Raw genomic sequence first — 26,249 nt, 5'->3', positions numbered from 1 at the left:
CCCGGTGCGCCGTCGGCGGGCCGGGGGTCCGGTGGTGCTGGTGTGCGGCAGGGCGCTCAGCGGTGCCCGTAGCCGGCGCGGCGGACGTCGCCGTTCATCTGCGAGATGACGTTGAGCGGGATGCCCTTGGGGCAGGCGCGGGTGCACTCGCCGAGGTTGGTGCAGCCGCCGAAGCCCTCGTGGTCGTGCTGCTCGGTCATCGCCACCGCGCGCGCGTCGCGCTCCGGCTGGCCCTGCGGCAGCTCGCCCAGATGGGTGATCTTGGCACCCATGAACAACGAGGCCGACCCGTTGGGACAGGCCGCCACGCAGGCGCCGCAGCCGATGCACTCGGCCGCCATGAAGGCCCGGTCGGCGTGCTCCTTGGGGACCGGCACGGCGTGGGCGTCGGGGGCGGCACCGGTGTTGACCGAGACGAAGCCGCCGGCCTGGATGATCCGGTCGAAGGCGCTGCGGTCGACGACCAGGTCCTTGATCACCGGGAAGGGGTCCGCGCGCCACGGCTCGATGACGATCTCGTCGCCGTCCTTGAAGGAGCGCATGTGCAGCTGGCAGGTGGTCGTCCGCTCCGGCCCGTGGGCCGAGCCGTTGACCACGACGCCGCACATCCCGCAGATGCCCTCGCGACAGTCGGAGTCGAAGGCGACCGGTTCCTCGCCCTCCTCGATGAGCTGCTCGTTGAGCATGTCGAGCATCTCCAGGAACGAGCTGTCCTCGGAGACCCCGTCGATGTCGTAGCGGACCATCCGCCCCTTGGCTCGGGGACCGTCCTGCCGCCAGATGCTGAGGGCGAGCTTCACTTGTAGCTCCTCTGCTTGAGCTCGATGGCCTTGAAGGTCAGGTCTTCCTTGTGCAGGACCGGGGTGCCGCCGTCCCCGCCCCACTCCCAGGCGGCGACGTAGGCGAACTCGTCGTCGTGCCGCAGCGCCTCGCCGTCCTCGGTCTGGGACTCGGCGCGGAAGTGGCCGCCGCAGGACTCGCGCCGGTGCAGGGCGTCGATGCACATCAGCTCGCCCATCTCGAGGAAGTCGGCCACCCGGCCGGCCTTCTCCAGGGACTGGTTCAGGCCATCGGCGGTGCCGAGCACCCGCACGTTGTCCCAGAAGTCCTGGCGCAACGCGCGGACCTGCTCGATGGCCTCGCGCAGCCCGGCGTCGGTGCGCTCCATCCCGCACTTCTCCCACATGATCTTGCCGAGCTCCTTGTGGTAGGAGTCGACGCTGCGGGTGCCACCCACGGACAGGAACCTCTCCACCCGGTCCGAGACCGAGCGGCGCGCGTCCTGCACGTCGGGGTGGTCCTCCGCGACCTTCTCGAAGGGACCCTTGGCCAGGTAGGCGCGGATCGTGTTGGGCAGCACGAAGTAACCGTCGGCCAGACCCTGCATCAGCGCCGAGGCCCCCAGCCGGTTGGCGCCGTGGTCGGAGAAGTTGGCCTCGCCGGCGACGAACAGGCCCGGGATGCTCGCCTCGAGGTCGTAGTCGACCCACAGCCCGCCCATCGTGTAGTGCACGGCCGGGTAGATGCGCATCGGCACCTGGTAGGGGTTGTCGCCGGTGATCTGCTCGTACATCTCGAAGAGGTTGCCGTACTTGGCGCGGACCGCCTCCTCGCCCATCCGCTCGATCGCCGCCGCGAAGTCCAGGTAGACGCCGCGCCGGACGCCGTCGACCTCCGGGCCGACGCCGCGACCCTCGTCGCACATGTTCTTGGCCTGGCGCGAGGCGATGTCGCGGGGCACCAGGTTGCCGAAGGCCGGGTAGATGCGCTCCAGGTAGTAGTCGCGGTCCTCCGGCGGGATCTGCCGCGGGTCCTTGTCGCAGTCCTCGGCGTTCTTCGGCACCCAGATGCGGCCGTCGTTGCGCAGCGACTCGCTCATCAGCGTCAGCTTGGACTGGTGCTCCCCGGACTGGGGGATGCAGGTCGGGTGGATCTGGGTGTAGCACGGGTTGGCGAAGTAGGCGCCCTTGCGGTGCGCCCGCCACGCCGCGGTGACGTTGGAGCCCATCGCGTTGGTCGACAGGTAGAAGACGTTGCCGTAGCCGCCGCTGGCCAGCACGACCGCGTCGGCCATGTGCGTCTCGATCTCGCCGCTGACCAGGTCGCGGGCGATGATGCCGCGGGCCCGCCCGTCGACGACGACCAGCTCGAGCATCTCGTGGCGCGCGAACATCTGGACCGTGCCCGCCGCGATCTGCCGCTCCAGCGCCTGGTAGGCGCCGATGAGCAGCTGCTGGCCGGTCTGGCCGCGCGCGTAGAAGGTGCGGGAGACCTGCACGCCGCCGAAGGAGCGGTTGTCGAGCAGGCCGCCGTACTCGCGGGCGAAGGGCACGCCCTGGGCCACGCACTGGTCGATGATGCCCGCGGACACCTCGGCCAGCCGGTAGGTGTTGGTCTCCCGCGAGCGGTAGTCCCCGCCCTTCTCGGTGTCGTAGAAGAGGCGGTAGACCGAGTCGCCGTCGTCCTTGTAGTTCTTCGCCGCGTTGATCCCGCCCTGGGCGGCGATCGAGTGCGCGCGCCGCGGGCTGTCCTGGTAGCAGAAGGACTTGACGTTGTAGCCGGCCTCGCCGAGGGTCGCCCCCGCCGAGGCGCCGGCCAGGCCGGTCCCGACGATGATCACGTCGAGCTTGCGCCGGTTGGCCGGGTTGACCAGGGCCGCGTCGAACTTGCGCCGGGTCCACATCTCCGGGACCGGGACGTCCGGGGCCTTGGTGTCGGCGATCGGCTCGCCCTCGCGGTAGAGGCCGTCGATCAGCTGGTCAGTCATGGTGATGTCTGGTCCTTCTTACTTGACGAGGCCGAAGAGGATGGCGAAGGGCGGGATCAGGAAGCCGACCACGATGAGCGTGGTGACCACGATGCTGGTCAGGCGGATGTTCTCGGCCCGTTCCAGCGAGGTGTTCAGACCGAGGGTCATCGCCGCCCCCCAGATCCCGTGCAGCAGGTGCAGCCCCAGGAAGATCATCGCCAGCACGTAGATGCCCACACCCCACCAGTGGCTGAAGCTGTCGATCACCCTGGCCGCCGGGCTGGCGTGCGCCTCGCCGATCGTCACCGTCTGCCAGGTGAAGTGCATCAGGTGGAAGATCACGAAGGCCAGGATCGCCAGCCCGCCCCACCGCATGGCCTTGACGTAGAAGTTGCCGTAGCTGCGCCGCGTCACCTGGTAGCGCACCGATCGCGCCGCCCCGGCGCGCCGCCACAGCACGACCGCACTGCCCACGTGGGCCACGAGCGCGACGAGCAGCCCGATCCGCATCACCCACAACGCCCCCCGCTCAGGGACCATCGCGCCGCCGAAGGTGCGCAGGTGCTCGGCGTACTCGTCGAAGGCCTCGCGCCCCGAGAGGATCATCAGGTTGCCGTACATGTGCAGCAGCAGGAAGGCGATGAAGAACAGGCCGCTGGCAGCCATGATCGTCTTCAGCAGGATGCTGGACCGCCTGCGGTCCGTGCTCGCGGGAAGGGTTGAAGTGGCCACGGGGGCAGGGTACTACTCCCGTGGTGCCGGTCGTCGGCGCCCTGCGGCGCCCCTACGATGACCGGTATGGAGTATCTGCGGGCTCGGCTCCTCGGGCCGGACCCCAGCTCCCTGCCGCGCTCGGACCGCGCCGCCTGGCTGGGCGTGCTGCTGGTCACCGTGCTCGGCGGGGCCGTCCGGTTCTTCCGGCTGGGCCACCCCCACGAGCTGGTCTTCGACGAGACCTACTACGTCAAGCAGGCCTGGTCGCTGCGCCTCTTCGGCTACGAGCGGGAGGTCCGGGAGGGCCTCGAGGAGCCCGACCAGCTCTTCACCCACGGCACCCCCGACGTCTTCGGCACCGCCCCCGACCTGGTCGTCCACCCGCCGGTGGGCAAGTGGATGATCGCCCTCGGCGAGATGCTCATGGGCCCTGACTCCGCGGCCGGCTGGCGGCTGAGCTCGGCGGTCGTGGGCACCCTGTCGATCCTGCTGCTGGGCCGCATCGCCTGGCACCTGTGGCACAACGCGCTGCTGTCCGTGGCGGCGGCGACGCTCCTGGCCGCCGACGGCCACCACTTCGTGCAGTCCCGGATCGGGCTGCTCGACATCTTCGTCATGTGGTGGGCGCTGCTGGCCTTCTTCTTCCTGCTCCTCGACCGCGAGCAGGCACGTCGACGGTTGGCGGTGCGCTGGGGACCCTGGTCCGAGCGGATCCGCGGACGAGCGGTGCCGCGCAACCCGCTGCAGCGGTGGATGCGCTGGTGGGGGCCGGGCCTGGGGATGCGCTGGTGGCGCCTGGCCGCCGGCATCAGCCTGGGCCTGTGCACCGGGACGAAGTGGTCCGGTCTCTACTTCCTGGCCGTCTTCGGTCTGATGACCGTCTGGTGGGACATCGGGGCGCGCCGGACGGCGGGTGCACCCGGGTGGTTCACCGGCGGCGTCGTGCGCGACGGCATACCGGCCTTCCTGACCGTGGTGCCCGTCGCCCTGGTCACCTACGTGACCTCCTGGACCGGCTGGCTGGCCACCACCGGGGGCTGGAAGCGGGAGTGGGCGCAGGACCACCCGGCGACCGGGGGCCTGGCGGCCCTGGTCCCCGACCCGTTGCGCTCGCTGTGGGCTTACCACCAGGAGATGTACACCTTCCACGTCGGCCTGCAGAACGAGCACGCCTGGAAGTCCAACCCGTGGAGCTGGAGCGTCCAGTGGCGTCCCACGCTGTTCTTCAGCGAGTGGCCCACCCGCGGGGAGAAGGGCTGCGAGGTCGCCGACTGCGTCGAGTACATCGCCTCGCTGGGAAACCTGTTCGTCTGGTGGGGCGCGACGCTGGGCCTGCTCGTGGTGGCCTTCCTGTGGCTGCTCGGGCGCGACTGGCGTGCGGGGGCGGCGCTGGCCGGGGTCGTCGCCGGGTGGTTCCCGTGGTTCCTCTACCAGACGCGCACGATCTACAGCTTCTACGCGGTGGCGTTCGTGCCCTGGCTCGTGCTGGTGGTGGTGTGCTGCCTGGGCCTGGCGCTGGGGCCCGCGGACGCCTCACGTCGACGACGCAGGTGGGGCGCCGTCCTCGTCGTGGGCTACCTGACCCTGGCCGTGGCCTGGTTCGTCTGGTACTACCCGGTGCACACCGCGATGGTCATCCCGCGCCACGAGTGGAAGCTGCGGATGTGGTTCGACTTCTGGACCTAGGGTCCCCCGTCCCGGGACGGTCCGGTCAGTCGCCCAGGCCCATCGCCTCGGCCAGCTTCAGGTGCGGGGCGCCCTCCTCGGCGCGGCCGGCACGCTGCAGAGTACGCGCCAGCAGCAGGTGCGCGTAGCCGTCGCTGGGCCACCGCTCGACCATGCCGCGCAGCACCGTCTCGGCCCGGCCCAGCTGCGCGGAGTAGTAGAAGGACCGCGCCTGCAGCAGGAGGACCTCGGCGTTGTCCGGGTGCTCGGTCGCCAGCGGCTCGAGCAGCGCCGCGGCCTGGCTGTAGCTGCGGGTCTCGAACAGGAAGGTCGCCCGGTCGTAGCGGGCGTGGTCGTCGAGGTCGTCGTCGGCAGGCAGCCCGATCTGCGGCACTCCCGCGGCAGGTTGCCCGAGCTCGCGCCAGGTCTGCTCGAAGTCGCTCATGTCTGGCACTACGCCAGGAAGCCCTCCAGCATTCCCGGGGTGGCCCTGCGCGCGAGCTCGACGGCGAGCGGGACGGGGATGTTCGGCGCCGTGACCTGCTCGCCACCCGCCGCGGTCGTGGCCACCAGGTCGCACAGGTCCTGGCGGCGCTGGAAGAAGGACTGCTGCACCACCCAGCCGATGACGCCGGCGGTCTCCAGCGCCTCGCGGGTGCGCACGAGCGCGCCGGTCTGCACGACGAGGTGGCGCTGCGTCAGCCCGTGCCCGAGGTTGCGCCAGGCGCTCTCCGCCACCACGGCGCTGAGCGCGCCGAGGCCGACGAGCAGGGCGGGCGGGCCCCAGCCCGGCAGCCGGTCCAGCCACGACGCGTCCACCCGGTAGGTGAGGACCGCGAGCACGGCCACCAGGATGAGCGTGCCCCACTGGTGGCGCACGTGGATCCGGCGCCGGGCCCGGGGACCGTGCCCGACCAGGGTCATCGTCAGCGGCCCCTGCTCCTCGAGCAGGTCGTGGCCCACCGCGGTCACCACGTCCCGCGGTGCCGGCGGCAGGACCTTGGTGGTGCCGCCGCTGCCGACTCCGGTGGCCAGCGCCGTCAGCTCGGCGCCGCGCACGAGCCGCAGCAGGAACGGCTCGCCCATCCGCGCACCGCGCACCTTGGCCCGCTCCACCGTCTGGCTGTGCGTGGTCAGCAGTCCGCGGGTGATCCGCAGGTTGCCCCGCCCCTCGCGCACGACGCGCAGGTTCCACCAGGTCAGCACGTAGCTCGCGGTGGAGACGACGACCCACCCGAGGACGACGGCGACCACGACCGCCGACACCAGGATCAGCACCGCCTGGGCGACGACCCAGCGCCACGCGTCCTGGGCCACGTCCAGCTCGTCGACCGGCAGCTCGTCGCCGAACTGGAAGAGCGCACCGACGGCGCCGGCGACCACGACGAGACTGGACAGGCTGAACGGGGCATACCTCAGCCACCCCCAGTCGATCCGCGCCAGCTCGGTGTCCTCCGCACCGCCCACGGGGTATGCCGTGCGCCTGTCCTCCTCGTCGGGAGCCGGCCGGGTCTGCAGGTCCGCGGGCGAGCCATCCGGCACCTGCGCGTGCGTGCCGGCCGTCGTCCGCGAGCGGGCGAGCAGGAAGGTGCGCAGCTCGCCGGCCTGCTCATTGCTCACGCCGTCCAGCTCGATCCGCTTGTCGTCCACGCCGGTGCCGATCTTGACCTTGGCCAGACCCAGGACGCGGTGGACGACGGAGGACTCGACGTCGACGCTGCGGACGCGGTCCAGCGGGGCGGTGAGGACGCGCCGGTTGAGCAGCCCGGTGCGCAGCTGGACCTGCTCGTCGGTGAACCGGTAGCGGGTGACGAACCACGACGCGACGCCGAAGGCCACGGCGAAGGTCGCGCCGACCAGGAGGAACAGCCACGTCGGGGGGCCCCCGTCCTGCCCGGACCGGAAGCCGAAGGTGGCCAGCAGGATCGGCACCGCGAAGGAGCCGAGGATGCGCACGGGGTGCACCAGGAGCATGCGCGCGCTCTGCCGCTGCCACTCCCCGGGTCGGGCGGCGCCGGGCGGTGTCGGCCCCGGCACGGGCGCACCGACCGGCGGCGGCAGGTCGGGCAGGGTCACGTGGCGTCCCCGCGGGTCTGGCCGGTGATGCGCGCCAGCTCGGCGGTGACCCGGTCGGCGAGGTCGCTGTCCAGGGCGGGGATGGTGATCGGGCCCGCCGCCGAGGCGGTGGTGACGGTGATGTTCGCCAGGCCGTAGAGCCGCATGATCGCGCCGCGGTGCGTGTCGACGGTCTGCACCCGGGACAGCGGTGCGATGCGCTGGTCCCGGGACAGCCAGCCGGTCTGGACGAAGACCTTGCCGTCGGCAACCTCCCAGCGGGTGCGCCGGTAGCGGATCGTCGGCTCGAGGACGACCTCCACGACGTTGGCGGCCATGCCGAGGACGAAGAGCCAGCGCAGCCCCACCGCCCACCACGCGTGCTCGGGCAGGAACCAGGCGATCGCGAACATCACCGCCCAACCGACGACGCCCCCGAGCGCGGAGTTGACCACCCAGTAGCGCACGGCGCGCGGACTCACTCGGTGGGCGGGCTCGCGCAGGCGCGCGGACGGCATACCCCCCTGGCTCATGCGAGCGTGGCGACCATGAGCGCCTTGATGGTGTGCAGCCGGTTCTCTGCCTGGTCGAAGACGATGCTGGCGGAGGACCCGAAGACCTCGTCGGTCACCTCCACGCCGTCCGCGAGCTCCGGGCGTCGGGCGACCAGGGCGGCGCCGACGGTGGTCCGGGCGTCGTGGAAGGCCGGCAGGCAGTGCATGAACCGGGCCCGCGGGTTGCCGGTCGCGGCCATGAGGGTGGCGTCGACGCGGTAGGGCAGCAGCAGGTCGATGCGCTCGTCCCAGGCCTCCACCGGCTCACCCATCGACACCCACACGTCGGTGTGGACGAAGTCGACGCCGACGACCGCCTCGCGAGCGTCATCGGTGATCGTCAGTCGGGCCCCCGACTCCTCGGCAAACCCCCGGCACAGCTCGACCACGGCGGTGGCCGGCTGCAGACCGGCGGGCGCCGCGATCCGCACGTCCATGCCGAGCTTGGCCCCCAGCAGCAGCAGCGAGTGCCCGGTGTTGTTGCGTGCGTCGCCGAGGTAGGCGAAGGAGGTCTCGTGCCGGTGCTTGTGGGTGTGCTCGGTCATCGTGAGCGCGTCGGCGAGCATCTGGGTGGGGTGCCACTCGTCGGTCAGTCCGTTGTAGACGGGGACGCCGGCGTGGCGGGCCAGCTCCTCGACGGTCTCCTGGCGGGCACCGCGGTACTCGATGGCGTCGTACATGCGACCCAGGACCCGCGCGGTGTCACGGACGGACTCCTTGTGCCCGATCTGGGTGCTCGACGGCTCCAGGAAGGTGGTGTGGGCGCCCTGGTCGGCGGCGGCCACCTCGAAGGCCGCACGGGTGCGGGTCGAGGTCTTCTCGAAGATGAGCGCGACCGAGCGGCCCTCCAGGCGCCGTCGCTCCAGGCCGGAGATCTTCGCCCGCTTCAGGTCGCGGGCGAGGTCGACCAGGTAGCGGATCTCGGCCGGGGTCTCCTCGACCAGCGACAGCAGGCTGCGACCCCTCAGGTTGACGGCCACGTGCGTGCTCCTCCCTCGTGCGGCGGCGGACGACCGGCGCCCGTGAGGGTTTAGCGTATCCGTCCCCGTCGGCGTGACCACGTCCGGCGCCTCGGCCATGATGTGCGTGCACGGACCCGTGAACGGCACGGGCCGGGTGCGGAGGTCCGACGATGCAGAACTCGATCTACCTCGACCACAACGCCACCACACCGGTCGCCGGCGAGGTGGCCGAGGCCATGTGGCCCTACTTCACGGAGCGGCACGGCAACCCCTCGAGCACCACGCCGCAGGGCAGGCGGGCGCGACGTGCCGTCGAGGAGGCCCGCGAGCAGGTCGCCGCCCTGCTCGGTGCGCACGCGGACGAGGTCGTGTTCACCTCCGGCGGGACCGAGGCGAACAACCTGGCGGTCCGGGGCGCCGCCGACGTGGCCGGGACCCGGGTCCTGGTGACCTCCCCGGTGGAGCATCCCGCCACGACCGCCCCGGTGGCCCACCTGCGCGAGCGGCACGGCTGGCTCGTGCACGAGCTGCCGGTCGACCCGAGCGCCCGGTTCCTGACGGACCGGTGGCCCGCGGGGCCGGTCGGCCTGGGGACGGTGATCCTGGCCCACAACGAGACCGGCACGGTGCAGCCGGTGGCGGTCTTCGCCGAGGCCGTCCACGCGCGGGGCGGCGTGGTCCACACCGACGCCGCCCAGGCGGTCGGGAAGATCCCGGTCCAGGTGGACGAGCTGGGCGTGGACCTGCTCAGCGTGGCTGGGCACAAGCTCTACGCGCCGCAAGGCGTCGGGGCGCTGTTCGTGCGCCGCGGCGTGCCGCTGTCGCCGGTGCTGCGCGGAGCCGGTCAGGAGCGCGGGATCCGCCCCGGCACCGAGAACGTCGCCGGGATCGTCGGGCTGGGGGCCGCCGCGGAGCTGGCCGGCACCCTGCTGTCCACGGAGCCGGCCAGGCAGGCCGGCCTGCGCGAGCGGCTGTGGCAGCTGCTCAGCAGGGCACTGTCCCCGCTGGTGCGGATCACCCCGTCGCAGTCCGCGCTGCCCAACACGCTGCTCGTGGCCGTCCCCGGGCAGCTCGGGGAAGACATCCTCGCCAGGGCTGCCGGTGTGGCGGCCTCGACCGGCAGCGCCTGCCACGCCGGGACCCACACGCCGTCCGCCTCGCTGCGTGCGGCGGGGCTCGCCGACGACGTCGCCCTGGGCTCGCTGCGCCTGACGCTGGGCAGGTCCACCACGCGGGCCGAGGTGGACCCGGCCGCGGACGAGATCGTGCGTGCCGTGCTGGCCGGCAGCAGGGCCTCCTGACTCCGGCAGGACCCTCCGAGCGTGGGCGGGTCCGCCCGACCGTCGAGGCGAGCGGACCTCCGCTAACGCGGTCGGACCCTGCCGCCGACAGGCGGACAGGGTCCGTGGTGCTTCTTCTGGTGGAGCTGAGGGGATTCGAACCCCTGGCCTTCTCATTGCGAACGAGACGCGCTACCAACTGCGCCACAGCCCCTTGTGCGGCTACCGACTATACACCTCGGCACCGGACGGGAAAAATCCGTGCGGCCGTCGTAGAGCCCTGCCGCTGCTGGCTGCGGACGCGCCGTCAGCCGACCAGATCGATGCGCGGGAGGTCCTCGAACTCCTCCTCGAGGGCCATCTCGGTGCCGTCGGCGGGCAGGGAGACGGAGCCGCGCAGCTCGCCGCGCCTGGCCGGGGCCTTGAGGGTGTAGGTAGGCGGCGGGACCGGGACCGGGCTCCAGGTGCCGTCCGTGGGCTGGACCACGGGGGCGGCCGGCTCGGCCGGTCGGCTCGGCCGCAGTCCGGCCTCGACCTCGACGACGTCGTAGGGAGCCGCGTCGTAGGGGGCCGGGGCGGAGGCGGCCGCAGGGGCCACGACGGCGTCGCGGCGCGCAGGGCTGCGCAGGGTCACGGCGAGGCTCTGCGCCGCGAACTGGTGATCTGCCGCCCCGGTCGCCGCCAGGCGCTCGACGCGGGCTGCGGGGTGGTGCACCCGCGTGACCGGCCTGTTCGCCGGGCGCGGACGCGCGCCGGCGGGGGCGCCCGCCGCAGCCGTCGCCACCGACCAGCGGACCAGCACGAGCGCCACCGCGGCGACACCGACGCCGGCGACCGCCCACCAGCGCCCGAGGACGCCGACGACGGAGAGGGTGACCAGGGTCATCATCGCCAGGGAGCCGATGAGCAGCACCGCGCCCCGCACGCGGGCCGTGGCGCGGGTGCGGCGGTAGGCGGCGGACGGGGCGACGGCCGTGGCGCCGTGCGCGCCGTTCTTGACGACCACCTCGGGCCTGCCGGGTCGCGCCGGACGCAGCGGCGAGGCGGCGTAGGAACGGGGCGCGGCGTCGACCTCCGGGGCGGGCAGCTCCCGGCGGCGCTCCAGCACGCGCATCGCCTCGGAGAACCGGTCGACCGAGCGGGCGGTGGCCAGGTGGTCGCGGCGACGGACCCAGTGCTGCACGAGGTAGACAGCCCACACCGCCACGATGACGACGAAGACAAGACTGCTCATGGGAGGCACGTACGTCACGCTAGTCCCAACAGCACCACAGGCGTCCCAGCGCCCCCGGAGTGTCGTGGAAGTCCTGGCCCGGACCGGCCGGGCGCGCCCTCCGAGGAGCAGCGGCCGGTGCCTACCCGCGCCGGCGGAGGTGCTCGACGAGGCCGCCCGCGGCATACCCTCCGGGCGCGAGGTCCGCGGCGACGACCGCGAAGCAGCGGTGGTCGCGCCAGCCGCCGTCCACGTGCATGAGCTCGCGCCGGACCCCCTCCTCGGGCATGGCCAGCCGCTGCACGACCGCCAGGCTCGTGGTGTTCTCCGGGCGGACTCCGACGTCCACCCGGTGCAGGCCGGCCGCCAGGAGCGCGTGGTCGACGAGGGTGGCCAGCGCCCAGGTCGCGTAGCCGCGCCCGGTCGAGCCCTCGTCCAGCCAGTAGCCGGCCCAGCCGCTGGCCCGTGACCCCCACAGCACGTCGAAGAGCTGCATCTGGCCGACGAGCGCGCCGTCGACGTCGACGACGAAGGGCAGCATCAGCCCGTCCCGGGCAGCCCGGTCCAGGCTGCGCCGCAGCCGGGGGTACGTCGTGCGCCCGGCCCGCTCGCCGGGGACCGTGGCCTCCCACGGCGCGAGCCAGGCCCGGTTTCGGCGCCGCACCTCCGTCCAGGCGGCGCGGTCGGCACGCTCCAGCGGACGCAGGGTCAGCAGCTGTCCGGAGGGCAGCACCGTGCGCCGGCTGACCGGCCAGCGCCAGCCACCCTCGTTCACGCGGGTCGGGTCCAGTCCCCCGAGCGGCCGCCGGACTTGGCGGTGACCCGCACGTCGGTGATCGTGGCGAGCCTGTCGACCGCCTTGACCATGTCGATCAGGGCCAGCGCTGCGACGCTGACGCAGGTCAGCGCCTCCATCTCCACGCCGGTGCGGTCGGCGGTGCGCACGGTCGCAGCGATCCGCACGCCCTCGTCGACGACCTCCAGGTCGACCTCGACGGCGTGCACCGCGACCGGGTGGCACAGCGGCACCAGGTCGGGGGTGCGCTTGGCGGCCTGGATGCCGGCGATCCGGGCGACGCCGATCGCGTCGCCCTTGGGCACGGTGCCGCCGCGCAGTGCCGCGACCGCCTCCGGGGAGAGCAGCACCAGACCGGCGGCCGAGGCGGTGCGGGCGGTGACGGCCTTGGCGGTGACGTCGACCATGTGCGCGGTGCCGTCGGGACGCAGATGGGTCAGCCCGGCGGGAGCGGACCCACGGTCCGGCCCGGTCATCCCCCGGTCTCCTTCTCCCTGGCCAGCCGCCCGTCGATCTCCCGGCGGGGCCGCAGCAGCAGCAGGTCGACGCGCGAACCGGCCTCGACCTCGGTCACGTCCTCCGCGGAGACGGCGAGGGCGTCGGCGAGCGCCAGCCCGGCCACGAGGTGGGAGCCGCTGCCACCGACCGGCTCCACGGCATACTCCCCCGTCGCGTCGAGGGTGGCCCGGACCCGCGTGTAGGTGCGCCGGTCCGAGGCGCTGCGCCACGAGGTGAGGGCGTAGCCGGTCGTGGTCCGGTCAGAGACGACCCGCCCGGCCCGCTTCTCCAGGGCGGGGCGGACGAAGACCTCGAAGCTGACGATGGCGCTGACCGGGTTGCCGGGCAGGGTGAAGACGGGGATCCGGCGCCGCCCGAGCAGCCCGAAGCCCTGCGGCTTGCCCGGCTGCATCGCGACCTCGAGAAACTCCATCGAACCCTCGCCGGTGAGCACCTTCTTGACGATGTCGTAGGCGCCCTTGCTCACCCCGCCGGTGGTGATGACCGCGTCCGCGTGACCCAGGTGGTGGCGCAGCTCCTTGCGGGTGGCCGCCTCGTCGTCGGGCAGGTGGCCGACGTGGACGGGGAAGAACCCGGCCTCGCGGACCAGCGCCTCGAGCATCGGGCCGTTGGAGTCGACGATCTGGCCCGGTCCGACCGGCTGCCCCAGCGGGACCAGCTCGTCGCCGGTGGAGAGGACCACGACGCGCACGGGGCCCACGACGTCGACCTCCTCCACGCCGGCCGAGGCCAGCGCCGCGATCTGCGCGGCCGCGATCCGGGTGCCGGCGGGCAGGACCAGCTGGCCGGTGCGCACGTCCTCCCCTGCGCGGCGGACGTTGGCGCCCTCCTCCGGCTGCACGCGGAACTGGGCCTCGCGCACGTGCCCGTCGGTGTCCTCCACGCGCACCACCGAGTCGGCGCCGACCGGCATCGGCGCGCCGGTCATGATCCGCCAGGCCTGGCCGGGCACGTGCTCGCGCGGCAGGGGGTCGCCCGCAGCGACGTCCCCCGACACCCGCAGCAGGACCGGCGTCTCGGGGGTGGCGCCCTCGAGGTCCTCGCGACGCACGGCATACCCGTCCATCGAGGAGTTGTCGAAGCGCGGCAGGTCCGCCCTGCTGGCCACGTCCGCCGTCGTCACCAGCCCGTGGGCGCGGGCGACCGGGAGCCGCTGGGTGCCGACGGGCACGATCTGGCGCAGGACGGCCTCGAGGTGCTCCTCGACGCTGATCATCGGCGGACCTTTCTCTCGGGGACGACACCGTCAGCCTAGTCAGGGCCACAATGGGGCGATGAGCCCCTCCCAGGTCCTTCCCGCCTACGAGCCCACCGGCGACGTGGTCGCCGACAAGGTCACCTGGCGCGCCCTCGTGCGCGCCGAGCGCCGCGCCCTCGCGGAGCGCTGGACGCCGCAGGTGCGGGCGGAGGCCGGCGCCGCGCTCGGCCGGGCGGGTCTGTCCTACCTCGAGGGGTATGCCGCGCGCTCCGGTCGCGGGGGTGTCGCCGGGATGTGCGTGACGGCCTACGAGCCGATGCGCACCGAGCCCCCGGTCGACGGGCTCACCGAGGCGCTGCTGGCCGCGGGGGTGCGGGTGCTGGTCCCGGTGACCCTGACCAAGCCGCGGCTGGACTGGGCCGACCTGACCGACCCCGACCGGCAGCAGCTGGGGCCGGAGGTCCTGGCGCAGGTCGACGTCGCGTTCGTGCCCGCGCTGGCGATCTCCGCGCAGGGCGTGCGGCTGGGCCAGGGCGGCGGCTACTACGACACGACGCTGCCGCGGATGCGCGAGCTGTCCGGCGGCGCGCCCGTCGTGGTGTGTCTGCACGACCACGAGGTGGTGCCCGCGGTCCCGGCCGACGAGCACGACGCCGTCATGGACGCGGTGCTGCGGCCCGGCTCGGGCGTGGTGGCGGTGCCGGTCAGCCGGCCTGCTCCGCCGGCAGGAGCGTGAGGGTCTCCTCCGCAGCGTCCTTCACGGCGGTGCGGGTGAACGGCCAGGCGTAGGTCTCGCCCTCGATCCACGCCCGCGTCTGGTCCTTCCAGTGCGGGTGGAAGGGGTGGCCGGAGGTGCCGGTCTGGTCGACCCAGCGCGACGCGTCCAGGTCGGACAGGTCGACGACCATGCGCATCGAGGGCGCGGAGGTCACCTCGAAGCTGTCGGTGGAGGCGTCCCAGTTCATCGCGTTGACCAGGGAGCTGCCACCGCTGACCGGCTGCGGGTCCTGGCCGAAGATGCCGCGCACGACCGCGGGGACCGCCTCGCCGCCGAGCACCTCGTGCTCGAGCCGGACCTGGTGCAGCTCCCCCCAGCTCCAGTCGTCGACGTCCTTGGACAGCGCGCGGGTCAGGTCGTCGCGGGCCCCGACCATCGCGGTGCGGATCACCTCGTCGCGGGACTCCACGACGCCGGGGGTGCGCCGGTCGTCCCACCAGGCGCTGTCCGGCCGGTCCAGCAGCTCCTGGAGCAGGAGCATCGAGCGCGAGTGGCCCGAGGCACCGAGGTCGGGAGGCAGCTCGTCGTCCAGGACGGTCTCGAGCAGGTTGTCGTAGACGGCGTAGAAGTAGGCCGCGGCGGCCGACTGCTCGCCCTCGGCCGGGGCGGTCAGGTCCCACTCGTCCAGGAGCCGCTGGGCCTGGGTGTAGAACTCGTTGCCGAGGTCGATGCGCGTCAGGTAGGGGACGAGCACCTCGGCGAAGGGGTTGCGGTCGTCCAGCTGGAGCTGGGTCATCGCCTCGACGGTGAGCGGGGTGCCCGCCTCGATCTGCGCGGTGAGCAGGTCGAGGATCCGGGTGGAGCGGTAGCCCTTGTCGGAGTCGACGGTGAGGAACGGCGTGGTGCCGCGGACCACGGCCTGGTTGGCGGCCACGATGACGCCGTCGGCCGGGTTGTAGGCCCAGGGCAGGTCCTCGAAGTCGACGTAGCCACGCCAGTCGTAGGCGTTGTCCCACCCGGGCGCCGGGTAGTAGCCGGGGGGCGTGCCGTGGGTCGCTGAGCTGCGGACCGGGACCAGTCCGGGGGCCTGGTAGCCGATGTTGCCCGAGGTGTCGGCGTAGAGCATGTTCTGCGACGGGGCGGCGAAGAGCCGGGCGGCGTCGCGGAAGCCCTCCCAGTCGGTGGCCGCGTTGAGCGTGAAGACCGCCTCGCCGGTGCGGCTCGGCTCCAGCGCCGTCCAGGCCAGCGACACCTCGTAGTCGTTGGAGGTCTCCACCCCGTCGAGCGGAGCGTCCTCGCCGAGCTCCTGCGCGGGCGCGATCACGTCGGAGACGATCGGCCCGTGCCCGGTCTCGCGCACCGTGATGGTCACGTCGTCGCCGCCGGCGACCTTGATCGTCTCGGTGCGCACGTCCATGGGGGCGTACTCGTCGCCGCGCAGCACCCGGTCCTCGCGCACGTCCTCGAGGAAGAAGTCCGTGACGTCGGGGTCGAGGTTGGTGAACGCCCAGGCGATCGACTGGTTGTGCCCGATGATGACGCCGGGGTAGCCGGCGAAGGTGAAGCCGCTGACGTCGAAGGGGCACTGCGGCCCGACGACCCGGCAGTGCAGCCCCGTCTGCAGCCAGACGCCGGGCTGGGAGACGGCCAGGTGCGGGTCGTTGGCGATCAGCGGCCTGCCGGACTCGGTGTGCTCGCCGGAGACCACCCAGGAGTTGGAGCCGATCCCCTCGCCGGAGCCGACCAGGGCCGGCACGGCGGCCATCGCCAGGCCGGTGCCCGCCAGCGCGTCCTGCGCGTCCCCGGAGGCCAGGCTGTTGCGCAGCGGGCCCAGGGCAGGCCCGGGCGGGGCGACGGGGTCGACCAGGCCGGCGCGGTCCGCCGGGTCGACGGTCTGGCCGGGGGCGGGTGCGACGACGGGTCCGGACGTGCCGCCGCGGCTGTCGCCCGGTGCGCCGGACGCACGCTTGGGCGCCCACTCCTCGAGGCTGAGGATCGGCGGGTGCTCCTCCACGGGATAGTCGGGATAGAGCTCGTCGAGCTGGGAGAGGCTGACCTTGCCCACCAGCCTGCCGCGGGCGAGCTCGTCGCTGTAGTTGCCGCGCAGGTCCCAGGCCATCGCCTTGAGCCAGGCCAGCGAGTCCACCGGGTCCCACGGCTCCACCCGGTAGCCGGGCGCCGAGGGGGCCAGCACGGCATACTCCAGGCCCATCGTGGACGGCGAGCCCTTCTCCTCGATGTAGGCGTTGACGCCGGCGGAGTAGGCCTGCAGGTAGCCGCGGGCGACAGGGTCGAGCATCGGCAGCTCCTGCTCGGCGACGCGGCGCCAGCCCAGGGTGCGGATGACCTTGTCGGTCTCCACGCCGCCCTGGCCGACCAGCTCGGCCAGCCGGCCGCTGACCACGTGGCGGCGCAGGTCCATCTGGAAGAACCGGTCCTGGGCGGCGACGAACCCCTGGGCCCGGAAGAGGTCCTCGGGGGTGTCGGCGTAGATCTGCGGCACGCCGAGGCCGTCCCGGAGCACCTCGACCTCGCCGGTCAGGCCGGGGATGCGCAGCTCGCCGCTGACCTGCGCGAAGGACCTGCGGGCCAGACCGACACCGAGCACCGCCGCGGCGACGGAGACGACGACCAGGATCGCCACCACCGGCACGGTCACGCGCTGCCACACGGGTCGGGACACGGGCCAAGCGTAGGTCACGATGCAGCCCCGGGCCGGGAGCAGACGTAGAATGCGGCCTCGTGCCCACCTACTCCTATATGTGCAAGGACTGCGGCCACGCGCTCGACGTCCAGCAGGCCTTCAGCGACGACGCCCTGACGGTCTGCCCGAACTGCTCCGGCTCCCTGCGCAAGGTCTTCAGCGCGGTCGGGGTCGTCTTCAAGGGCTCCGGCTTCTACCGCACGGACTCGCGCAGCTCCTCGTCCTCCTCCGGGAAGTCGACGTCCTCATCGTCCTCGTCCTCGGACGGCGGCTCGTCCTCGTCAGGCTCGGGGAAGTCCTCCTCCGACGCCGGCGACAAGCCGGCCGCGACGTCGTCCGGGGCCTCCTCGGGCGGGTCGTCCACATCCTCCAAGGCGTCGACCTCCTCGTCCACAGGGGCCGCCTGACCCCTGTCGGGTCCGGCACGGTGCGCCTAGCGTCGCAGGCGTGCCCGCCCCTGACCTGCTGACCGTCCGTCCCTCTGCCCGACCGCGCCCCGCGCTGCGGGAGCGGCCCGCGCTGCGGCGACTGCTCTCCGCCCTGCTGGCCGCGGTGGCCGTCGCAGGCACGGGCTGGGTCGCACTCGGCCACCGCGCGGCGGACGGCGTCGCCGTGCTCGTCGCCACCGGCCAGGTCCCCGTCGGCGACGTCCTGTCCGGCACCGACGTGGAGGTGCGCCACCTCCCGCCCCGAGCCGTCCCGCAGGGAGCGCTCGCCCGCCCCGACGAGGCGGTCGGGCTGCCCGCGGCCGCCGTCCTGGCGCGCGGCGAGGTCCTGACCGCGCACGACGTGCGCACCGGCTCGCTCCTCATCGGCCGTGACGCCGCCGAGGTGGCGGTGTGGCTGCCGCTGCTCGAGCCGCAGGTCGTCGCCGGCCTGACCGCGGGCGACCTGGTCGACGTGCTCTCCCCCGTCGACGGCACGGTGGTGCTGACGTCGGTCCCCGTCCTCGCCGTGCCCGTGCGTGGCGGGCCCGTCACCGGCCTGGCCGCTGTCGCCGGGGGCGGCGCCGGTGGGCAGGCAGCGGCCGGCGGCGTCTGGCTGGCGGTGCCCACCGAGGGTGCCGGCGCGCTGGCCGCGGCGCGCGGCGCCGACCCGGCGGGCGCGGGACTCCTCGTGGCCGTGCGCCCTCCGGCTCCGAGCGGGTGACACCGGACCCCGGATGTGCACTCCTACCGGGCGGCCTGAGGTGCGCGACGCGGCGTGCCACCTGCACGAGTAGGTCATCGCGTCGCTGGTCCGTTACCCTTCCCCGCGGCCCTGAGCGCGCACCTCGCGCCGGGGCGACACGATCACCATCCGAGATTCCCGGGACAGGGAATCCGGCGGAAAGGAGAGGCCGTGCTCAAGGGCTTCAAAGACTTCATCATGCGCGGCAACGTCATCGACCTGGCGGTCGCGGTCGTCATCGGCGCCGCGTTCGCCGCGGTCGTCGAGGTCGTCGTCGGATCCATCGTCACCCCGCTGCTCAACGCGGCAGGTGGCGCCTCCGCCAGCGGCCTGGGCTTCGAGCTCATCAGCGGCAAGGAGAACACCTACATGGACTTCGCCGCCATCATCAACGCGCTGATCGTCTTCCTGATCACCGCTGCGGTGGTCTACTTCGCCCTCGTGCTCCCGATGAACGCGTTCAACGAGCGCCGCAACGCCCGGCTGGGCATCGTCGAGGAGGAGGAGATCACCGACGAGGTGGCCACCCTGCGCGAGATCCGCGACCTGCTCGCCCAGCGCCGCGACGTCTGAGCGACGGCTCCCCGACGCAGGCCTCGTGGTCGGCGTCGCACCGGCCCCGGCACGCACCAGCGTGCCGGGGCCCTGCTCATGCCTGCACTGCCCGAGCGGCTGCTCCGCCCAGACCCCACCAGCACCGCGTTCAGCCCCAGTGGGGCGGCCGCTGCGCGCGGATCCAGGCGTCCCGGGCGCTCTCCCCGGGGGCACCCGGCTCCGGGCCGGTGCGCGCCACGGTGTCCTCGGAGGCGTCGGCGCTCGGGTTGGTCGCCGGAGCGAGCACCCGGTGGTGCCTGCGGGAGCGGCTCGGAGCGACCTCCTCCGGCTTGTCAGGCACGGCCCCGTCCTCCTGGTCGGGGTGCTCCGCGGAGTGATCCTGCTGCGCCGAGGGCTGCTGCGCCGAGGGCTGCTCCGCCGAGCGGTCGCCCCCGGGGGCGGTGCGCGTCACGGTCCCTCGCGCGCCGAGGCGTCGCGCAGCGCCTGCAGCACCCGGGCCACCTCCCGGGCCGGGTCGGTGAAGACGTCCGTGCTGCGCACGCGGACGGGCACCCAGCCCATCCGGGTCAGCTGGTCGTGGCGCAGCCGGAGGTCGTCACGGCCCAGCGGCTCGTCGTCGCCGCCGTCGATCGCTCCCGGGCGCACGTCGCTGTCGACGGCGACCGCCATGCGGCCCTCGTCCATCGTCGAGGTGACGGCGAGGTCGATGCCGTGCGGGCCGTGGGCGTAGTCCTCGTAGACCGTCAGTCCCTCCTCCCGCAGCCGTCGGGTCAGCTCGGCGAGAACCGCCGAGCGGCTGCTCCTGGCTGACCGGTCGCGGAAGGTCACTGCCTGGTGGACGAGGTCGCGTCCTGCTCCCTCGGGCCAGTGCTGCACGGGGACGGGGGTGACGACGTCGACGCCGCGCCGGGCCGAGCCGACGGCCGTCGCCGCCCGGCGCACGTCGTTCGCGGCAGCCGGACCGGTGACCCACACCACACGGTCGCGGACCTCGCCGGCCGTCCGGTGCAGCGGGCGGACCAGCAGCGGCTCCACCACGGAGGCGTCGTCGAGCAGGGCGTTCACCGGCTCGGACCGGTTGCCCCGGGAGCTCGCCGACAGCCGGGCCCGGAGCGCCGCATCCAGGTCCTCGGCGGTCGCCTCGTCGTCGGCGAGCAGCAGCAGGCTCGCCTCCGGGGCGCTGCGCGCGTGCTCGATGACCAGCTCCACGGCCGCCCGCACCTGCTCCTCCACCCCGCCGGGGGCGAGGTGCTCGCCGACGGGGGCGGCGCGCCATACCCCCGGAAAGCTGTGGACCGGGACCGACATGACCGCGGCGAGCGGGGCGACCAGGCCCTGGTCCAGGGCGCGGTAGTGGGTCTGCAGGTGCCGGACCGGGAGGACGGCCGAAGCGTCCGCGAGCAGCGAGCCGGACGTGTCGGCCGCCACCGACAGCTCGTCGTCGGCGCGGGGGTCGGCGACGACGGTGAAGCCGACGGGGCCCGTCCCGCCGCTGTCGCCGACGACGAGCACCTGACGCCCCCTGGCCAGCGCCGGGACCGACCGCGCCGTCGTCGTGCGGCCGGCCCGGTCGAGCACCACCAGGTCGAAGACGGTGTCCGGCGGCAGGACCGACGGCACCACGAGGGGCGAGGCCAGCACGACCGGCTGGGCGGCGAGGACGACGTCCGGCGCCCGGCTGATGACGTCGCGAAGGTCCACGCCGCCGACCTGGCTGCGCTCGACGGCCCGCTCGAAGGCCGTGAGCTGCGAGGCGTGCGAGGAGAGCGTGCGACGCAGGCGCCGGATTACGGCGCGCCGGGCCCGCAGCGCGTTGCGGTGCAGGTGGGCGCGATCGGCACGACGGAAGGTCCGCTCGGCCTCGCGCACGGCCTCGGCGGGCAGCTGCTGGGAGACCTCGTCGGAGCGCAGGTGGGCCAGCAGCGAGGAGCGGTGCACGAAGCGGACCTCGGCGGCCACCCGCTCGGCCGGCACTCCCCGGCGGGCGAGGTCGTCGACGACCTCCCCCAGCCCCCGGCGCCGCAGCGGGTCCAGGAGCGGGTGGACGGTGGCCGCGACCTGCGCACGGTCGGCGCGGGCGTCGAGGATGACGAGCCGCTCGAGGACGGTGTCGAGGTGGACGGTGGTCAGGTCCTGACCGAAGGGACGGTCGGCGAACACCTGCGCCAGCCAGGCGAGGTCCTCCCCGATGGGCGCGTAGGCGGCCAGCGCCTCCTCCCAGCCCTGGGGTGCGGCCGGGCGGGCGGCCCGGCCCGCGACGGACTCCCACTCGGCGAGCTCGTCGCGGGCCATCCGGACGCGACGGGCCAGGTCCGGCGGCGGCGTGCCGGGCCGCAGCAGCGAGCGCACCTGCCGGCGCAGCCGCGCCCGGGAGACGGCGCCGGGCCGTTCGCGCACCTCGTCGCGCTCCGCGGTGGCCGCGACCATGGCCTCCAGCGGTGCGTCGTAGATCCGGGGCGAGAAGATGTCGAGGGTCTCGCTGGCGCGGGCGACGAGCCCGAGCCGGTGGCCCCACTGCTCCAGGTTCGCCGGAGCGGGGACGCCCGCCTCCCGGCAGACCTCCTCGGCCTGCTCCCGTGCCTGCGTGAGACCGCCGGTGACCAGCCTGGCCACGACCTCGCGGGCACGGGCGGCCTCGTCGTCGGAGGACAGGTGCGCGGCGTACCAGGGGTCCTCGGCGCGGCTGCGGGTCCAGGCGTCGGCGCCGGCGGCCTCGACGAGTGCGTCGCTGACCTCCGCCAGAGACTCGTCGTCCAGCTCGCGCAGCACGTCGACGGGCAGCCGCACCCGCGTCGACGGCGGGTCCTCCAGCGCGGCCAGGGCAGCCAGGTCGTCCTCGGTGCGGGCCAGCGAGAGGCCCCAGGGGTCGTGCCGGTGGTGGAGCACCTCGTGGTCGCGGCGCAGCACGGCGAGCGCGTCGGCGCGCGCCGGCAGCGGGTCGGTCCCGAGGTCGGCCTCCGCCTCGGAGGGCAACCGGTCGATCGCCTGCCGCACGGTGGCCAGCCCTGCCCGCATCGAGACCGGATCCTCGCCGAGGTGCAGGCACAGGTCGCCCAGGCCGACGTGGTCGAGCCTGCGCCGGAGGCCCTCGAGCGCGGAGCGCTCCTCGGAGCAGACCAGGACGCTGCGGCCCTCGGAGAGGGCTGCGACGACGGCGTTGGCGACGGTCTGGGTGGCCCCCGTGCCCGCAGGTGTGTCCAGGGCCACGTGCGCGCCCCGGGCGACCTCCTCGAGGACGAGGCGCTGGGCCCGGTCCGCGTCAAGCGCGGACAGCTCCTGGGCCGGGTCGTCGGCCCGGACCGGGTCGGGGCCCGGTGAGGTGAGCGGCACGTCGGCCCCCGCGAGCGCGGCGACGACGTCGTGCGCGGCGAGCCGCTGGGCGTCGCCGGTGTAGGAGGTGACGAGAGGCAGCTTGGCCCACGGGAAGGTGCTCACCACCATCTGGGGGCCGATCGCGAAGCCGGCGATCTCCGTGCAGATGGCCTCCAGCTCCTGGTAGGTCATCCGCGGGTCGAAGCCGTGGCTCTGCGCGGAGAGCCCGGCCAGCATCGCCGGGTCCAGCTCCAGGTGGGCCTCGCTGCGCAGGTAGTGCTCGAGGACCGGGTTGAAGACGACGTCCTCGTGCAGCTCGATCAGGTAGTCGGCGTGCGCCGGACCGGTCGGGCTGATCCGGCAGCTGCGGAGCAGGACGGGGGCGCGCGGGGGCACGGGCACCCGCTGGAGCTTCCAGGTGGCCAGGCCGATGCCGAGGAACCCCGTCTCCAGACCGTGCTCGCGGCGCAGCTCGCCGACCTTGTCCCGGATCGCGCCGATCCGCCGGGCCGCGTCCTGGAGGGCGACCTGCTCGCGGACCAGCTCGGAGAGCAGGGTGGCGCGCCCGGACAGCAGCTTGGCCACGCCACCGGGGTGGGCCAGGTTGAGGTCGAAGGTGCCGGTCAGGGAGGTCCGGTGCCACAGCAGGGTGTTCGGCCCGCCCAGCTCGGCGACCTCGTGACGCCACTCGGCGCGCGCCCGCTGGACGGCCTCGGTGCGGCCGGTGTCGGGCGGGTGGGAGGAGCGGGACGAGGTCACCGACCCAGGCTAACTACTCCGCGTCGCGCAACCGTGAAGGCACCCAGCGCGAGCGCGGCGGCTGCCGCGAGCGCGCAGAGGACGGCATACCCCCACAGGTCCATGACCACCCCGGCGAGCGCCCCTCCAGCTGCCGCGGAGAGGCCCATGACCAGGTCGGCGGCCCCCTGGACGGCCGCTCGCTCGGAGACCGGCACCGAGCCGGCGATCGTGCCCGAGCCGGCGACCATCGTGCACGACCAGCCGAGCCCGAGCAGGACGAGGCCGGCGGTGAGCCCCGCCGAGAAGCCGGCGACCGAGAGGCCCGCGAACAGGCAGGCCAGCAGCAGCAGCCCCACCCCGGTCAGGACGACGGCCGGCGCGCCCACGCGGTCGGTGAGGTAGCCGGCGACGGGCGAGAGTCCGTACATGCCCAGGATGTGCAGCGAGATCACCAGTCCGATGAGCTCCACGACCGCGCCGCCGTGCCGCATGTGCAGGGGCGTCATCACCATGACCGCGACCATGACGACGTGACCGGTGGTCACCGCGGCCGTCCCCCACAGAGCGGCCGGGGTGGACCGGATGAGGCGCAGTCCCTCGGCGACGTTGCCGCGGCGCGCCGCGGCGGGCGCCGTCGCCTCCAGCACCGGCCGCGCGCGGTGCTCGAGCTCGCGGGAGAGCAGGAGGGGGTCGGGCCGCAGGAGCGCCTGGAGCAGGACGGCGGCGAGCAGGAAGCCGACGAGGGACAGCACCCAGGCGCCGGCGAGGGGGGCCAGCCCGAGCTGCAGCGCGATCCACTTCCCCGGCCCGATGAGGTTGGGTCCGAGCACCGATCCGACCGTGGTCGCCCACACCACCCAGCTGAGCTGCCGTCCGCGGCGCTCCGGCGGGGAGAGGTCGGTGGCCGCATACCTCGCCTGGCTGTTGGCGGTGGTCGACGCCCCGAAGAGGGTCGTGCCGAGCAGGAGCAGCCAGAAGCTGCCGACGGTCGCCGCGGTCACCGCGAGGACGGCCCCGACCGCGCCGACGAGGTAGGCGGCGACGAGTCCCGGACGGCGGCCACGGGTTGCCATCAGGGCGGCGACGGGGACGGTGAAGAGCGCGCCGCCGAGGATCTGCGTGGTGTTGGCCAGGCCGGAGAGCGCGTCGCTGCCGCTCACCTCCGCAGCGACGATCGCGGCCACCGCGATCCCGCTGGCGACACCGACACCGCCCAGGGTCTGGCTGCCCATGAGGGTCAGGACGGTCCGCCCCTGGGTCGTCGCCACGTCCAGGTCCGGAGCGGGGGTCGGCGCCGTGGTCACCGGGGAACTATCGCACGTGGACGAGCGCCGAGGCGCGCTCCGTCTCCCACACCTGCACGCTGACCAGTCCGGGCACGGCCGGCTCGAGCTGGTCGAGCAGCCAGAGGGCGATGATCTCGGCCGACGGCGTGCCGAGCAGCGCGACGAGGTCGCCGCCGTCGAGCTGCTCCAGCGCGGGCGCGGCCAGCCGGTCCAGCACACCCCAGTCGACCACCATGCCGTGCGTGTCGAGCTCGCCCGCCACGGTGAGCGCGACCCGGTAGGGATGTGGGCTCGTGCGGCCGCCCCAGACGTGCGGCAGCGACCGGGCCGCCGCGAAGGAGAGCTCGCGGACCACGTGGACGGTGCGGGAGACCATGCTGCGAGGGTATGCCGTGCACGCTCGGGTCCGCCGCGGATTCGTGAGAAGATCTCTCCTGGCCCCGCAGGGGCCCCGCCCTCGTAGCTCAGGGGATAGAGCACCGCTCTCCTAAAGCGGGTGTCGCAGGTTCGAATCCTGCCGGGGGCACTTCCTGTCGTTGCAGGTCAGACGCTTTACCTCCCCTCCGCGGTCGGCCGCAGGCCTGAGCTCGGGCATGGACTGGTGCCCGGTCGGCGGACTCCCTAACGCGATGCCGACCCGAGGAGAGCCTTATCGACGGACCGGCACCACACGCCCCGGACCATCACCCGTCGGCTTGCTTCCTTGCGGTTGACTGACTGAAGGCCTGCTAATTGACTGATTCACTCGCTGCTTCTTGTAGGGTTGAGGGTATGGGCTATACACGCCGGGTGCTGGATGACGAACTGGACGAGCTTTTCGGGCAGGTTCCTGCGATCGCGATCGACGGTCCCAAGGGTGTGGGGAAGACGACCACGGCCGAGCAGCACGTGCGCGGCCTGCTCCGGCTGGACTCGCGGGCGAACCGGACGGCGGTCGAGGCCGACCCGGAGCTGGCGTTGCGGCGAGCCCGACCGCTCCTGATCGACGAGTGGCAGAAGGTGCCCGAGGTCTGGGACGTGGTCCGTCGTGCGGTGGACGCCGACCCGAGCGGTGGGCAGTTCCTGCTGGCGGGCAGCGCTTCACCATCCCCGGACGCGACCGCGCACTCCGGGGCTGGCCGGATCGGCCGGTTGCGGATGCGTCCGATGACGCTGGTCGAGCGTGGGCTGGCCGAGCCGACGGTCAGCCTGGCCGCCCTGCTCGCGGGCCGCCGGACAACGCTCGAAGGCAGCTGCGACCTGGGCCTGGCCGACTACACCGAGGAGATCGTCGCCTCAGGGTTTCCAGCGATGAGATCCCTGTCGGCTCGTGCCCGTCGGTTCCAGCTGGACTCCTACCTGCGCAACGCGGTCGACCGGGATGTGCCGGAGCAGGGTCTGGCCGTGCGCAAGCCAGAATCCATGCTGGCCTGGCTGCGGGCCTATGCCGCCGCGACCGCCACGACAGCCAGCTACTCCCAGATCCTGGACGCGGCGACTCCCGGCCAGGCTGACAAGCCGGCCCGGTCGACCTCGATCGCCTACCGGGACGTGCTGACCTCGTTGTGGCTCATCGACCCGGTCCCCGCCTGGGCCCCTGGCGGCAACCTGCTCACCAGGCTCGGTCAGGCACCCAAGCATCACCTCGCCGACCCTGCGTTGGCGGCGCGCCTCCTCGGACTGGGGTCGGACACGCTCCTGGAGGGAGACGGCACGCCCGTGGGCCCGCAGGCCGGCACCATGCTCGGCCACCTCTTCGAGTCTCTGGTCACGCTGTGCGTCCGCGTGCCGTCCCAGGCTGCCGAAGCGCAGGTCGCCCACCTGCGCACCCGCAACGGTGACCACGAGATCGACCTCGTGCTCGTCCGCGACGACGGCCGCGTCCTGGCCATCGAGGTCAAGCTGGCCACCACCATCACCGACCAGGACACCAAGCACCTGCACTGGTTGACCGACCGGCTCGGGGGCCGCCTCCTGGACGCCATCATCATCAACACCGGCCCCCACGCCTACCGCCGCCGCGACGGAATCGGCGTCATCCCACTAGGACTGCTCACCACCTGACCACGCTGCAACACA

General features: G+C 73.4%; 23 protein-coding genes, 2 tRNA genes and 1 pseudogene. 8 read left to right on the top strand and 18 right to left on the bottom strand.

From position 1 onward, the window contains the following. Positions 1-56 precede the first annotated feature (56 nt). The 3 genes from DV701_RS15150 to DV701_RS15140 are packed head-to-tail and all read right to left on the bottom strand — an operon-like array spanning position 57 to position 3,481. Positions 57-800, bottom strand: coding sequence for a succinate dehydrogenase/fumarate reductase iron-sulfur subunit (locus DV701_RS15150; protein WP_114929460.1), 744 nt, complete (start codon positions 798-800; stop codon positions 57-59). Continuing rightward, on the bottom strand, positions 797-2,767 hold the full coding sequence (locus tag DV701_RS15145) for a fumarate reductase/succinate dehydrogenase flavoprotein subunit (RefSeq protein ID WP_114929458.1): 1,971 nt from the start codon (positions 2,765-2,767) through the stop codon (positions 797-799). The genes DV701_RS15150 and DV701_RS15145 overlap by 4 nt, the downstream gene beginning before the upstream one ends. An 18-nt stretch (positions 2,768-2,785) precedes the next feature. Continuing rightward, entirely contained in the window at positions 2,786-3,481 is a 696-nt protein-coding gene (locus DV701_RS15140; RefSeq protein WP_114929456.1) for a succinate dehydrogenase cytochrome b subunit, read from the bottom strand. 66 nt (positions 3,482-3,547) lie between these two features. Here DV701_RS15140 and DV701_RS15135 point away from each other — a divergent pair, with 66 nt between their 5' ends. Next, a complete protein-coding gene (locus DV701_RS15135; protein ID WP_114929454.1) occupies positions 3,548-5,149 on the top strand; it encodes a dolichyl-phosphate-mannose--protein mannosyltransferase in 1,602 nt (533 codons plus the stop codon). A gap of 25 nt (positions 5,150-5,174) precedes the next feature. On the opposite strand, the gene DV701_RS15130 is transcribed toward DV701_RS15135, so the two are convergent. Genes DV701_RS15130 through argF form a run of 4 tightly spaced genes read right to left on the bottom strand, consistent with a single transcriptional unit; the run spans position 5,175 to position 8,717 of the window. After that, positions 5,175-5,573 carry a tetratricopeptide repeat protein gene (locus DV701_RS15130; protein WP_228255065.1) on the bottom strand — a complete coding sequence of 133 codons (399 nt, stop codon included), beginning with the start codon at positions 5,571-5,573 and terminating at the stop codon, positions 5,175-5,177. Positions 5,574-5,581: 8 nt separating this feature from the next. Beyond that, the gene (locus DV701_RS15125) at positions 5,582-7,204 is read right to left on the bottom strand and encodes a PH domain-containing protein (protein WP_114929452.1); all 1,623 of its coding nucleotides are present in this window, start codon (positions 7,202-7,204) and stop codon (positions 5,582-5,584) included. Beyond that, positions 7,201-7,701: a PH domain-containing protein gene (locus DV701_RS15120; RefSeq protein WP_228255064.1), complete on the bottom strand. Its 501-nt coding sequence runs from the start codon at positions 7,699-7,701 to the stop codon at positions 7,201-7,203. Before DV701_RS15120 ends, DV701_RS15125 begins: the two co-directional genes overlap by 4 nt. An 11-nt stretch (positions 7,702-7,712) precedes the next feature. Then, on the bottom strand, positions 7,713-8,717 hold the full coding sequence (argF, locus tag DV701_RS15115; protein ID WP_114929448.1) for an ornithine carbamoyltransferase: 1,005 nt from the start codon (positions 8,715-8,717) through the stop codon (positions 7,713-7,715). Positions 8,718-8,869: 152 nt separating this feature from the next. Here argF and DV701_RS15110 point away from each other — a divergent pair, with 152 nt between their 5' ends. Then, the gene (locus DV701_RS15110; protein WP_114929446.1) at positions 8,870-10,000 is read left to right on the top strand and encodes a cysteine desulfurase family protein; all 1,131 of its coding nucleotides are present in this window, start codon (positions 8,870-8,872) and stop codon (positions 9,998-10,000) included. A gap of 117 nt (positions 10,001-10,117) precedes the next feature. Here DV701_RS15110 and DV701_RS15105 read toward each other — a convergent pair. The 5 genes from DV701_RS15105 to DV701_RS15085 form a co-directional block, all read right to left on the bottom strand. Beyond that, positions 10,118-10,193, bottom strand: a tRNA-Ala gene (locus DV701_RS15105). Positions 10,194-10,286: 93 nt separating this feature from the next. Then, positions 10,287-11,213, bottom strand: coding sequence for a hypothetical protein (locus tag DV701_RS15100; protein WP_114929444.1), 927 nt, complete (start codon positions 11,211-11,213; stop codon positions 10,287-10,289). Between the two features lie 121 nt (positions 11,214-11,334). After that, positions 11,335-11,967, bottom strand: coding sequence for a GNAT family N-acetyltransferase (locus DV701_RS15095; RefSeq protein WP_114929442.1), 633 nt, complete (start codon positions 11,965-11,967; stop codon positions 11,335-11,337). Beyond that, positions 11,964-12,464 (bottom strand): cyclic pyranopterin monophosphate synthase MoaC, encoded by a 501-nt coding sequence (gene moaC, locus DV701_RS15090; protein WP_114929440.1) that lies wholly within the window; start codon positions 12,462-12,464, stop codon positions 11,964-11,966. Before moaC ends, DV701_RS15095 begins: the two co-directional genes overlap by 4 nt. Then, positions 12,461-13,723, bottom strand: a complete 1,263-nt coding sequence (locus DV701_RS15085; RefSeq protein WP_114929439.1) for a molybdopterin molybdotransferase MoeA — start codon at positions 13,721-13,723, stop codon at positions 12,461-12,463. Before DV701_RS15085 ends, moaC begins: the two co-directional genes overlap by 4 nt. A gap of 58 nt (positions 13,724-13,781) precedes the next feature. Between DV701_RS15085 and DV701_RS15080 the strand changes: the two genes are divergently transcribed. Next, entirely contained in the window at positions 13,782-14,441 is a 660-nt protein-coding gene (locus DV701_RS15080) for a 5-formyltetrahydrofolate cyclo-ligase (RefSeq protein WP_114929437.1), read from the top strand. Here DV701_RS15080 and DV701_RS15075 read toward each other — a convergent pair. Next, positions 14,410-17,106, bottom strand: coding sequence for a penicillin acylase family protein (locus tag DV701_RS15075; RefSeq protein WP_114929435.1), 2,697 nt, complete (start codon positions 17,104-17,106; stop codon positions 14,410-14,412). The two genes, DV701_RS15080 and DV701_RS15075, sit on opposite strands and share 32 nt — an antisense overlap. A 59-nt stretch (positions 17,107-17,165) precedes the next feature. Here DV701_RS15075 and DV701_RS19290 point away from each other — a divergent pair. Continuing rightward, positions 17,166-17,306, top strand: a pseudogene (locus DV701_RS19290) (FmdB family zinc ribbon protein); the annotation flags it as partial. Between the two features lie 14 nt (positions 17,307-17,320). Here DV701_RS19290 and DV701_RS19285 read toward each other — a convergent pair. Beyond that, positions 17,321-17,521 carry a hypothetical protein gene (locus DV701_RS19285; RefSeq protein ID WP_324616631.1) on the bottom strand — a complete coding sequence of 67 codons (201 nt, stop codon included), beginning with the start codon at positions 17,519-17,521 and terminating at the stop codon, positions 17,321-17,323. A 53-nt stretch (positions 17,522-17,574) separates the two neighbouring features. On the opposite strand from DV701_RS19285, the gene DV701_RS15065 reads away from it, so the two are divergent. After that, complete coding sequence (locus DV701_RS15065) at positions 17,575-18,276, top strand: SAF domain-containing protein (protein WP_114929431.1); 702 nt, start codon at positions 17,575-17,577, stop codon at positions 18,274-18,276. A gap of 192 nt (positions 18,277-18,468) precedes the next feature. Next, positions 18,469-18,870, top strand: a complete 402-nt coding sequence (gene mscL / locus DV701_RS15060; RefSeq protein WP_114929429.1) for a large conductance mechanosensitive channel protein MscL — start codon at positions 18,469-18,471, stop codon at positions 18,868-18,870. A 130-nt stretch (positions 18,871-19,000) separates the two neighbouring features. Here the strand turns inward: mscL and DV701_RS15055 are convergent, their stop codons facing one another. From DV701_RS15055 to DV701_RS15040, 4 genes are read right to left on the bottom strand one after another with little or no spacing between them, the layout of a single operon-like run. Then, positions 19,001-19,303 carry a hypothetical protein gene (locus DV701_RS15055; protein ID WP_114929427.1) on the bottom strand — a complete coding sequence of 101 codons (303 nt, stop codon included), beginning with the start codon at positions 19,301-19,303 and terminating at the stop codon, positions 19,001-19,003. Beyond that, entirely contained in the window at positions 19,300-22,923 is a 3,624-nt protein-coding gene (locus DV701_RS19175; RefSeq protein WP_162803072.1) for a hypothetical protein, read from the bottom strand. The genes DV701_RS15055 and DV701_RS19175 overlap by 4 nt, the downstream gene beginning before the upstream one ends. After that, on the bottom strand, positions 22,920-24,209 hold the full coding sequence (locus DV701_RS15045) for an MFS transporter (protein ID WP_114929425.1): 1,290 nt from the start codon (positions 24,207-24,209) through the stop codon (positions 22,920-22,922). The genes DV701_RS19175 and DV701_RS15045 overlap by 4 nt, the downstream gene beginning before the upstream one ends. Positions 24,210-24,216: 7 nt before the next feature. Next, the gene (locus DV701_RS15040) at positions 24,217-24,567 is read right to left on the bottom strand and encodes a 6-pyruvoyl trahydropterin synthase family protein (RefSeq protein ID WP_114929423.1); all 351 of its coding nucleotides are present in this window, start codon (positions 24,565-24,567) and stop codon (positions 24,217-24,219) included. 77 nt (positions 24,568-24,644) lie between these two features. Between DV701_RS15040 and DV701_RS15035 the strand changes: the two genes are divergently transcribed. After that, positions 24,645-24,717: transfer RNA gene (locus DV701_RS15035), tRNA-Arg, on the top strand. A 245-nt stretch (positions 24,718-24,962) separates the two neighbouring features. Then, entirely contained in the window at positions 24,963-26,234 is a 1,272-nt protein-coding gene (locus tag DV701_RS15030) for an ATP-binding protein (protein ID WP_114929421.1), read from the top strand. Positions 26,235-26,249: the final 15 nt, after the last annotated feature.

The organism is Ornithinimicrobium avium (assembly GCF_003351765.1).
GTDB classification, from domain to species: Bacteria; Actinomycetota; Actinomycetes; order Actinomycetales; family Dermatophilaceae; genus Ornithinicoccus; species Ornithinicoccus avius.
Note: the sequence above shows the minus strand (reverse complement) of the source record. Positions and strands in the feature narration are given on the sequence as shown.

Bases quoted from the DNA above. Each gene is read 5' to 3' on its own strand.
- DV701_RS15130 (WP_228255065.1), bottom strand. From the start codon at position 5,573: ATGAGCGACTTCGAGCAGACCTGGCGCGAGCTCGGGCAACCTGCCGCG.
- DV701_RS15120 (WP_228255064.1), bottom strand. From the start codon at position 7,701: ATGCCGTCCGCGCGCCTGCGCGAGCCCGCCCACCGAGTGAGTCCGCGC.
- DV701_RS15080 (WP_114929437.1), top strand. From the start codon at position 13,782: ATGAGCCCCTCCCAGGTCCTTCCCGCCTACGAGCCCACCGGCGACGTG.
- moaC (WP_114929440.1), bottom strand. From the start codon at position 12,464: ATGACCGGGCCGGACCGTGGGTCCGCTCCCGCCGGGCTGACCCATCTG.
- DV701_RS15085 (WP_114929439.1), bottom strand. From the start codon at position 13,723: ATGATCAGCGTCGAGGAGCACCTCGAGGCCGTCCTGCGCCAGATCGTG.
- DV701_RS15110 (WP_114929446.1), top strand. From the start codon at position 8,870: ATGCAGAACTCGATCTACCTCGACCACAACGCCACCACACCGGTCGCC.
- DV701_RS15100 (WP_114929444.1), bottom strand. From the start codon at position 11,213: ATGAGCAGTCTTGTCTTCGTCGTCATCGTGGCGGTGTGGGCTGTCTAC.
- DV701_RS15135 (WP_114929454.1), top strand. From the start codon at position 3,548: ATGGAGTATCTGCGGGCTCGGCTCCTCGGGCCGGACCCCAGCTCCCTG.
- DV701_RS15040 (WP_114929423.1), bottom strand. From the start codon at position 24,567: ATGGTCTCCCGCACCGTCCACGTGGTCCGCGAGCTCTCCTTCGCGGCG.
- DV701_RS15030 (WP_114929421.1), top strand. From the start codon at position 24,963: ATGGGCTATACACGCCGGGTGCTGGATGACGAACTGGACGAGCTTTTC.
- DV701_RS15145 (WP_114929458.1), bottom strand. From the start codon at position 2,767: ATGACTGACCAGCTGATCGACGGCCTCTACCGCGAGGGCGAGCCGATC.